The 481-nt window shown below is 68.4% G+C and carries 1 pseudogene; it reads left to right on the top strand.

Annotated elements, in window-relative coordinates:
• Window positions 1–481 (top strand): annotated as a pseudogene (locus R1101_RS29040) (amidase family protein); the annotation flags it as partial.

Raw genomic sequence — 481 nt, 5'->3', positions numbered from 1 at the left:
GCCGCATCGAACGCTCTGCGTGTCGCGGTGCCGCGCGCCGAGGATCTCGAGGCTCTGTGCGACGATTACCGCGACGCCTTCGCCCGCACGGTGGCGACGACGCGCGAGGCCGGCGCCGAAATCGTCGAGGTGGACATCTCTCCGCTGCTCGACGCGGCGCTGCTGCTGTACGACGGTGCCGTGGTGGCCCAGCGCTACGCCGCTGTCGGCGAGTTCCTGTCGACGGCGCCGGAGGGCGCCGATCCCACCGTCGCCGCGATCGTCGCCGACGCGAAGAAGCCCGCCGCGTACGAACTCGTCGAGAACCTCGACACCCTCACCCACGTCAAGGCGTTCGCAGCTGAACTGCTCACCGGGTTCGACGGGTTGCTGCTCCCGACGACGACGGAACACCCGACGATCGCTGCAGTGGAGGCCGATCCGGTCGCCGTCAATCGACGGATGGGCACCTACACCAACTTCTGCAACCTACTGGACATGG

It is taken from the genome of Rhodococcus sp. R1101, from assembly GCF_000278445.1.
Classification (GTDB): domain Bacteria; phylum Actinomycetota; class Actinomycetes; order Mycobacteriales; family Mycobacteriaceae; genus Rhodococcus; species Rhodococcus gordoniae.
Note: the sequence above shows the minus strand (reverse complement) of the source record. Positions and strands in the feature narration are given on the sequence as shown.